The sequence below is a fragment of the Parvibaculum sp. genome (assembly GCF_035511255.1).
GTDB lineage: Bacteria > Pseudomonadota > Alphaproteobacteria > Parvibaculales > Parvibaculaceae > Parvibaculum.
The window spans coordinates 1-7,861 of sequence record NZ_DATKFR010000330.1 but is presented as its reverse complement, the minus strand read 5'-3'; the positions used below and the strand labels follow the sequence as shown (position 1 = coordinate 7,861).

Genomic DNA, 7,861 nt, shown 5'->3' with positions numbered 1-7,861 from the left:
GGCGGTGAAGTTGTCGAGCGTCGTGTCGACATAACGGCCGTCGAGCTCGTCCTTGTTCGAATAGGCGATGGCATGGACGAAGAAGTCGATCTTGCCCCATTCGGCCTGCAGCCGTTCGAAGAGCGCGTCGATGCTGCCCTGTTCGGTGACGTCGCAGGGAAGTATGAGCGTCGAGCCGACGGATTCGGCGAGCGGGATGACGCGCTTCTGCAGCGCCTCGCCCTGATAGGTGAAGGCGATTTCGGCGCCCTGGTCGGCGCATGCCTTGGCGATGCCCCAGGCGATCGAACGGTTGTTTGCCACGCCCATGATGAGGCCGCGCTTGCCGGCCATCAGGCCGCCCTTGACCCCGGATTGGGTGCGTGTGATCGCTTCGCTCATCGCGTCCTCGTCTCGTTCGCTTCTCATCCTCGAATTGGCGGGCATCCTACACAATAGCCGTGACCGGTCTACCGAAAAGCCGGACACGGTGGCGGTCCGGGGACGAATCATTCTGGCGCTTCAAGTACTTGCATTAGAACAGGTGTCAGAGATTCTGGCGCGGGTTCTGTGACTGTCCGGCGGCCCAACCGCGTACAAAGTCGCGTAATGGCTCATCCTGGGTGTCGGGAAGGACAAGCTCCAGAGTGACGTACTGGTCGCCGGCCCCGGCGCTCCCCTCCGGCGCTATGCCCTTGCCCCTAAGGCGGAGCCTCGTCCCGGTATTGGCACCTTCGGGAATGGTCAGAGTGACCGGGCCCGAAACGGTCGGCACCTCGACCTTGGCGCCCAGCACCGCCTCGGGCAGCGTCACCGGCAGGGTGAGGTGGATGTCGAGCCCGTCACGGCGGAAATGGGGGTGTGGCTCGATGCCGATTTCGATCAGCGCGTCGCCGGCCTCGGCGCCGCCATGGCCGTCGCCGCCCTGTCCCCGTAGCCGAATCTGTTGGCCCTGCTCGACGCCGGCGGGCACGCGGACGTCGAGGCGCTTGCCGCCGTCCAGCGTGACGCGCTTCCTGGTTCCGATTGCGGCTTCGATGAAGGAGATCGACAGGCGATAGGTCCGGTCCTGCCCGCGCGCGCGGAAGACGCGCTTGCCGGCGCTGCGCAGGCCCTCGAAGAGTTCAGAGAAAAGGTCTTCGGAGGTCTCCTTCTCAGGTCCCGCCTCGTGTGTGGCTTCGAAGATGGTTTCCGTGCGCCGCGCGGCCTTCGCGAAAGCGGCTTCCTCGAAGGCCCGCTCTTTTGGCGATGGCGGGCGCTGCGGCCTGACCCTTGCGCGGCGGCGTTCCTCGTCGAAACGGGCGCGGGCGGCGGCGTCCTTCAGAAGGTTGTAGGCGGCCGTGACTTCCTGAAAGCGCGCCTGCTCGGCGGCGCCCGCGGGACGATCTCCGGCATCGGCCTGGGCGTCGGGGTGATAGCGCTTGGCAAGCCGGCGATAGGCGGATTTGATGTCCGCGGCTCCGGCGGTCGGCGTCAGGCCGAGGATTTCATAGGGGTCGCGCAACGTCTTTCTCCGGGAGATCGTAAGATCGAGGATAGAAGACGCGCCGATACGAATTCGTTAACCGTTCTGCCTCAACGCGTGTCGGATCCGCGCATTTCGAAGTCGGGAGCGGGCGGCGCGGGCGCGACCTGCCGGGCCGGAAGATCGGCGGGCTTCGGCGCCTTCGGTCCTTCGAGGCTCGGCACGAGCAGGGCGAGTCGGTCGAGGGCGAGCCTGCTGCCGGACCGGGCGGCCAGCGCATACCAGCCGAGAGCAAGGGAAATGTCCTTGTCGACGCCCTGGCCGCGCTCATACATCACGGCGATGTTGTATTGCGCGACCGGGCTGCCGGCGAGGGCGGCGGCATGGAACCAGAAGGCGGCCGCCTCGAGGTTCTTCGGTACGCCGTCTCCCTCCAGATGCATGAAGGCGGCGTTGAGCTGGGCGAGGGCGAACCCTTTCTGCCCGGCTTCTTCATAAAACCAGAGCGCCCGTTCGGGGTCGCGCGCCGTTCCTTCGCCCTTGCGCAGCAGCAGGGCAACATTGCGCATGGCCGCGAGATCGCCGCCTTGGGCGAGCGGCAGCCAGACTTCATAAGCGCGTTTGTAATCGCCGGAATCATAGGCGGCGACCCCTTCCATGAAGCGTGCGCTGGGCGGCGGCAAGGGCTCCGGGTGCTCCAGCGTCTGGACGGGCGCCGCAACGGCAACGGCTGCGCCCCAGAAGAGCGCAGCCGCGGTCATGCCGATGACGAGCAAGGCGGGCCTGGCCCGGTTCACGAATGCCATCCCCCCGCGCGCCCGGTTACTGATTCACGATCTGCCAGGATCCGTCGGGCTGACGGCAGGCCGTGCCGTAGGCACGCTCCGACTGGCCGCCGACATTGACCGTCTGGGTGTATTCGCGGCAGTAGGAATTGTTGCTCTGGTAAGCCCGCTGCGGCGTCACCGTGCCGTAATTGCCCGAGTCCGGATTGCGCCATTCGACAGGCTGGCCGGATTGACCGCTTTCGAGCGCGTATTGCGTACGGTCGGCCATGTATTGGCGGTCGGCGCGGTCGAGCGATTTGCCGATCTCGCTGCCGACCAGCGCGCCGAGCAGGACGCCCGCGCCCGTCGCCCAGAGGCGACCGGTGCCGCCGCCGATTGCCGAACCGGCCAGGCCGCCTGCGACGGCGCCGCCCAGCGTGCCGATATTCTGCTTCGGGCCCGCTCCCTGTTGACAACCAACAAGCGCCAGGGCGAGGACACCTATTGTCAAGCCTTTGAGAAATCTCATTTTATTCCAGTCCTATCTTTGTGTCCGTCCCGGTCGCCCTCCTGACCGTGCAGGACAAACCCCTATGGGTGACTATATAAGACGATAAATGTGGCGGGAAATATGGCGGGGAAATAAACCCGCCTGCGTGACCGGAGTTTGATGTGAGCGATCAGCCAGACAGCCTCGAAAGAGACGATCCCGCCGACTGGGCCGCCGCAGGCGATCCTGTCCGCCTCTTTCACGACTGGCTGGAAAAGGCGCGGGCGAGCGAGATCAACGACCCGAACGGCGTGGCGCTGGCGACGGCGGACGCGTCTGGCTTTCCCGACGTGCGCATGGTGCTGCTGAAGGACGCGGATGCGCGCGGCTTCGTTTTCTATACCAATCTTGAAAGCGCGAAGGGCCGCGAGCTGGCGGAGAACCCGCGCGCCGCGCTCTGCTTCCACTGGAAGAGCCTCAGGCGGCAGGTGCGTGTGCGCGGTCTTGTGAGTTCCGTATCGCCCGAAGAGGCCGACGCCTATTTCGCGACGCGCCACCGCGACAGCCAGATCGGCGCCTGGGCCTCGCGCCAGTCGCGTCCGCTCGAGACGCGGTTCGAACTCGAAAAGGAAGTCGCGCGCTACGTTGCGAAGTTCGGATTGGCGAAGGTGCCGCGTCCGCCGCACTGGTCCGGGTTCCGCATCGCGCCGCTTGCCATCGAGTTTTGGCGCGACCGGCCGTTCCGCCTGCATGATCGTCTGGTCTATGAACGCGAAAGCGCCGACGGCGATTGGCGAGTCAGAAAGCTCTTCCCATGAGGACAGGAGCGAGCCGCGCGAACCATAATGCGAAACTGATGAAACGGGCGACCTATGCCGCCGTCGCGGTCGCCGTCACGCTCATCGTCATCAAGGGTGCCGCCTTCTATCTGACTGGTTCCATCGCGATGCTCGGTACGCTGATGGATTCGCTGCTCGACGGCGCGGCGTCGCTGCTCAATCTTGTCGCGGTCGGCCATTCGTTGACGCCGGCAGACGACGAGCATCGCTTCGGCCACGGCAAGGCGGAGGCGCTGGCGGGACTTGGCCAGGCGATCTTCATCTTTGCGTCGGCGGGCTATATCGTCTTCGAGGCGATCATGCGCATCGTCAACCCGGTGCCCGTCGAAAATTCGGCAGTCGGCATCGCCGTCACAGTCGCCGCGATCGTCATCACCCTCGCCCTCGTCGCGTTCCAGCGCCATGTCGTCGCACAGACGAATTCGCTCGCCATCGAGGCGGACTCGACGCATTACCGGGGCGACCTTTTCATGAACCTCTCGGTGGTCGCGGCGCTGGTGCTGTCAGGTCTTTTCGGCATTCGCTGGGCCGATCCCTTTTTCGGTCTCGCCATCGCCGTTCTCATCGGCATATCCGCGGCGCAGATCGTTTTCGGCTCCTACAACCAGTTGATGGATCGCGAATTGTCCGAGGCGGACCGCGAGCGCATCAAGGCGATTGCGTTGTCGCACCCGGAGGCGATCAACATCCACGATCTTCGGACGCGGACCTCGGGCACGCGCAGTTTCATCCAGTTTCACCTCGAACTCGACAGCGCGATCTCGCTGATGAACGCGCATCGCATTTCCGACGATGTGGAGGCGCGCATCATGGAGGCGTTTCCCGACGCCGAAGTCATCATTCATCAGGACCCTGCCGGCGTCGAGGAACTGACGCGGTTGCAGCGCGTTTAATCCGATGGGCAGCGGCGGCGTGGAAGCCGAGATCGCCGCCTTTCTCGCGCGGCCGGAAACTTACGGACTTGCGGGGGACGAAAAGATCGAGTGTATCGAGACGCATGCCTCGCGCATCTATCTCGCCGGTCCCCTTGCCTACAAGCTGAAGAAGCGCGTCGATTTCGGCTTTCTCGATTTCACCACACTCGAAAAACGCCGGGTGGCGGCGGAGAACGAGGTCGCGCTCAACCGACGGACGGCGCCGGAGATTTATCTCGGCACGGTGCCGATCCGGCAAACCGGGAAGGAGCTTCGGCTCGGCGGTGAGGAGGGCGAGGTCGTCGACTGGCTGGTCGAGATGTGCCGCTTTCCGGCGGAGGGATTGTTCGCGCGCCTCGCGGACGAGGGCAAGCTCTCTCGCGCGCTCATCGAGACGCTGGCCGCCGATGTCGCGCGCTTTCATGCGCGGGCGGAGGTGAAGCATGACCGCGGCGGCGCGGCGCTCTTCGCGCGGATCGTCGCCGGCAATGACGACAATCTGAAGGGCAGCATCGGTGCGGTGTTCGAGGCGGAAAAGGTGCGGCGCCTGCGCGTGGAATGCGACAGGCTGATCGCGCGGCATGGTGCATTGCTCGACCGGCGACGCGACATGGGCTTCGTGCGGCAATGTCACGGCGATCTTCACCTCGGCAATGTGACGCTGATCGGGGAGAAGCCGGTCATTTTCGACTGCATCGAATTCAGCGACGACATCGCCTCCATCGACATTCTCTACGATCTCGGCTTTCTGCTGATGGATCTTGCCTTTCGCGCGACAAGCGAAACGCGGCTCGAGGGTTTCGCCAATCGCGCACTCAACACCTATCTCGATCATGTGTCCGAAGCGGAGATCGGGGCGACGATGGAGGGGCTTGCGTTGCTGCCGCTCTTCATCGCGACGCGGGCGGCTGTCCGCGCCAAGGTGACGGCGGTGGTGGCCGACACGGAGGAAAAGCGCGATCGCTCTCGCGCCTATCTCGATTTCGCGCTTGCGGCGCTCGCGCCGGCCGCTCCGCGCCTCGTCGCCGTCGGCGGTTTGTCGGGAACGGGGAAGTCGACGCTGGCGACGAGCCTCGCGCCGCTGCTCGGCGGGCCGATTGGCGCGGTGCATCTGCGCACCGACATTCTGCGCAAGCGGCTTTTCGGCGTCGGACCGCTGGAGCGGCTTCCCGAAGCGGCCTATGCGCCAGAGGTCCGCGCGACGGTCTATGACAGGATGCTGACGCTTGCGCGCGCGGCGCTCGGCGCGGGCCTGCCGGTCGTCGCCGACGCCGTTTTTGCGCGGGAAGGGGAGCGGCGGGATGTTGCGAAGCTGGCGGCGGAGGCCGGTGTGCCCTTTGCCGGCCTCTGGCTCGAGGCGCCGGCTGATGTGCTGGAAGCCCGCGTCGCGGCGCGGACGGCCGGCGCGCGCGATCCCTCCGACGCCGATGTCGCAGTTCTGCGGCAGCAACTCGGCTATGATCTCGGACGGATGGACTGGATGCGGGTCGACGCCTCGGGGACGCCGGCGGAAAGCCTTGCGCATGCGCGCGATCGGCTCAATAACTCGGCGAGTTGATATTTCCCGCCGCTGGCGCTTGTCGCGGCTTTAGATTAGATTGCTTCTCATGAGCAACTTGGAAAACTCGGAACGCAAGACGCTGATCCTCACCGGCGCGAGCCGGGGAATCGGCCATGCCACGGTGAAACGCTTTTCGAGCGCGGGCTGGCGGGTCATCACCTGTTCGCGGCATCCCTTTCCCGAGGATTGTCCCTGGGAGATGGGGCCGGAAGACCACATTCAGGTCGATCTGGCGGACCCTGCAAACACGGAGGCCGCCATCGCCGAGATGCGCGAGCGGCTGAAGGATCAGGGCAGCCGTCTCCACGCGCTGGTCAACAATGCGGCGATCTCGCCCAAGGGGCCGGGCGGCGCGCGTCTCAACGTGTTCAGCACCGAGATGGAGACCTGGCAGAAGGTCTTTCAGGTGAATTTCTTCGCGCCGGTGATGCTTGCGCGCGGATTGGTCGAGGAGCTAAAGGCGGCGCAGGGCTCGGTCGTCAATGTGACGTCGATCGCCGGCGTGCGCGTCCATCCTTTCGCCGGTTCGGCCTATGCGACGTCGAAATCGGCGCTTGCCGGCCTGACGCGCGAAATGGCGTCGGATTTCGGCCGGCTCGGCATTCGCGTCAACGCGATCGCGCCCGGCGAGATCGACACCGCGATCCTGTCGCCCGGCACCGAGAAGATCGTCGCGGAAATTCCGATGCAGCGCCTCGGCAAGCCGGAAGAAGTCGCCCGCACGATCTATTTTTTGTGCACGGATCAGTCGAGCTACGTCAACGGCGCCGAGATCCACATCAATGGCGGCCAGCACGTTTAGCTGTGGCTGTCGGCGAGGTTCACTTCACCGCTTTGGTGAAGAAAGTTGGCCGATTACCTGGCGAACGACTTGAGTGGCCACCCTTGGCGCTAGGAGTAACTATGCCCAGACGGAAAGACTTTCGTGGCGTGGCGTTTGGCTTACTCGGCACTTTTGTGAGTCGCAACAACGACGTTGGCGGTTATTGGGCACTCGGCAAACTCTACAAACATGCGCGAGTGTCTAAGGCATACGAAGTCCATGTGGATCTTGTTAGATCAGCTATCGTGCCGCCTAATCCAGAGTTCAGCGACATGGTCCGGCACTTCCGACAGATGCTCACGGATCAGCTTGTTGCGCGAAGGTTGCCGGAGGAATGGCTGAGAGAAGCAGACGTAAGGGTGACGTTCTTCGAGAGCAAAAGTGTAGATCGACCTGGAGATGTATTCGAGTGTTTGGTCACGTTAACAGACGACCTTGGCGGCACGCATAAAGCGCAAGAGAATGGCGCATGCTGGATTCATGATTCGGCGAAGGAGTGCAAGAGCACACGCGTCTAGTCGGATTCAGGCCGAAAACAGACGCGGGCAGCACGTTTGAGCTTCAACTTGGACTGTCACCCCGGGCTTGTCCCGGGGCCCAGGGGCGACATAATCAGAATTCTCGGCCCCTGGATCCCGGCACAAGGCCGGGATGACACTTTAGGTTGGGATACAACCGACGGATTAGAAATCCGTTGCCTACGCCAGAAAGATCACCGCGCTCTGGCTGTCGCGCAGCATGGCGTTCTCGCCGACGGTGAAGGCCGAGACGATGAAGCCGGTCGCGCCCTCGAAGGCGCCGGTGCCGCTTTCGATGCGGCGGACGACATGGCCCACTTGCAACGACGTGTCGGGGCTTTCGCCGATGGCGCCTTCGCCTTCGTTGACGAAGTTCACCGTGCCGCCGCCGAAGACGATCTGCCCCTGTTCGCTGAAGCGGCCGAACTGATCGGGCTCCACGACGGATTCGAACACGGCTTGCGGCGCGCCGGTCGTGAAGACGGCATCGAGGCCGGGGCCGAAG

Annotated in this window: 9 protein-coding genes; 4 read left to right on the top strand and 5 right to left on the bottom strand. The window is 64.3% G+C overall.

Features of this window, described 5'->3' with window-relative positions:
• The 4 genes from VMR03_RS13015 to VMR03_RS13000 all read right to left on the bottom strand — a co-directional run.
• Nucleotides 1-381: SDR family oxidoreductase (locus VMR03_RS13015; protein ID WP_325405885.1), on the bottom strand; the 381-nt coding region annotated here is incomplete at its 3' end.
• 145 nt (nt 382-526) lie between these two features.
• Nucleotides 527-1,483 carry a DnaJ C-terminal domain-containing protein gene (locus tag VMR03_RS13010; RefSeq protein ID WP_325405883.1) on the bottom strand — a complete coding sequence of 319 codons (957 nt, stop codon included), beginning with the start codon at nt 1,481-1,483 and terminating at the stop codon, nt 527-529.
• A 71-nt stretch (nt 1,484-1,554) separates the two neighbouring features.
• Nucleotides 1,555-2,241 (bottom strand): tetratricopeptide repeat protein, encoded by a 687-nt coding sequence (locus VMR03_RS13005; protein ID WP_325405881.1) that lies wholly within the window; start codon nt 2,239-2,241, stop codon nt 1,555-1,557.
• A gap of 25 nt (nt 2,242-2,266) precedes the next feature.
• The gene (locus VMR03_RS13000) at nt 2,267-2,740 is read right to left on the bottom strand and encodes an RT0821/Lpp0805 family surface protein (RefSeq protein ID WP_325405879.1); all 474 of its coding nucleotides are present in this window, start codon (nt 2,738-2,740) and stop codon (nt 2,267-2,269) included.
• 143 nt (nt 2,741-2,883) lie between these two features.
• Here VMR03_RS13000 and pdxH point away from each other — a divergent pair, with 143 nt between their 5' ends.
• Genes pdxH through VMR03_RS12980 form a run of 4 tightly spaced genes read left to right on the top strand, consistent with a single transcriptional unit; the run spans nt 2,884 to nt 6,817 of the window.
• Nucleotides 2,884-3,519 (top strand): pyridoxamine 5'-phosphate oxidase, encoded by a 636-nt coding sequence (pdxH, locus tag VMR03_RS12995; protein ID WP_325405877.1) that lies wholly within the window; start codon nt 2,884-2,886, stop codon nt 3,517-3,519.
• A 38-nt stretch (nt 3,520-3,557) separates the two neighbouring features.
• A complete protein-coding gene (locus VMR03_RS12990; protein WP_325405875.1) occupies nt 3,558-4,433 on the top strand; it encodes a cation diffusion facilitator family transporter in 876 nt (291 codons plus the stop codon).
• 4 nt (nt 4,434-4,437) lie between these two features.
• Entirely contained in the window at nt 4,438-6,012 is a 1,575-nt protein-coding gene (locus VMR03_RS12985) for an AAA family ATPase (RefSeq protein ID WP_325405873.1), read from the top strand.
• Nucleotides 6,013-6,061: 49 nt separating this feature from the next.
• Nucleotides 6,062-6,817 carry an SDR family oxidoreductase gene (locus VMR03_RS12980; RefSeq protein WP_325405871.1) on the top strand — a complete coding sequence of 252 codons (756 nt, stop codon included), beginning with the start codon at nt 6,062-6,064 and terminating at the stop codon, nt 6,815-6,817.
• Between the two features lie 719 nt (nt 6,818-7,536).
• Here the strand turns inward: VMR03_RS12980 and VMR03_RS12975 are convergent.
• Nucleotides 7,537-7,861: hypothetical protein (locus VMR03_RS12975; RefSeq protein ID WP_325405869.1), on the bottom strand; the 325-nt coding region annotated here is incomplete at its 5' end.

Coding starts and splice junctions, on each gene's coding strand:
- VMR03_RS13000 (WP_325405879.1), bottom strand. CDS start 2,740: ATGAGATTTCTCAAAGGCTTGACAATAGGTGTCCTCGCCCTGGCGCTT.
- VMR03_RS12985 (WP_325405873.1), top strand. CDS start 4,438: ATGGGCAGCGGCGGCGTGGAAGCCGAGATCGCCGCCTTTCTCGCGCGG.
- VMR03_RS12980 (WP_325405871.1), top strand. CDS start 6,062: ATGAGCAACTTGGAAAACTCGGAACGCAAGACGCTGATCCTCACCGGC.
- VMR03_RS12990 (WP_325405875.1), top strand. CDS start 3,558: ATGAAACGGGCGACCTATGCCGCCGTCGCGGTCGCCGTCACGCTCATC.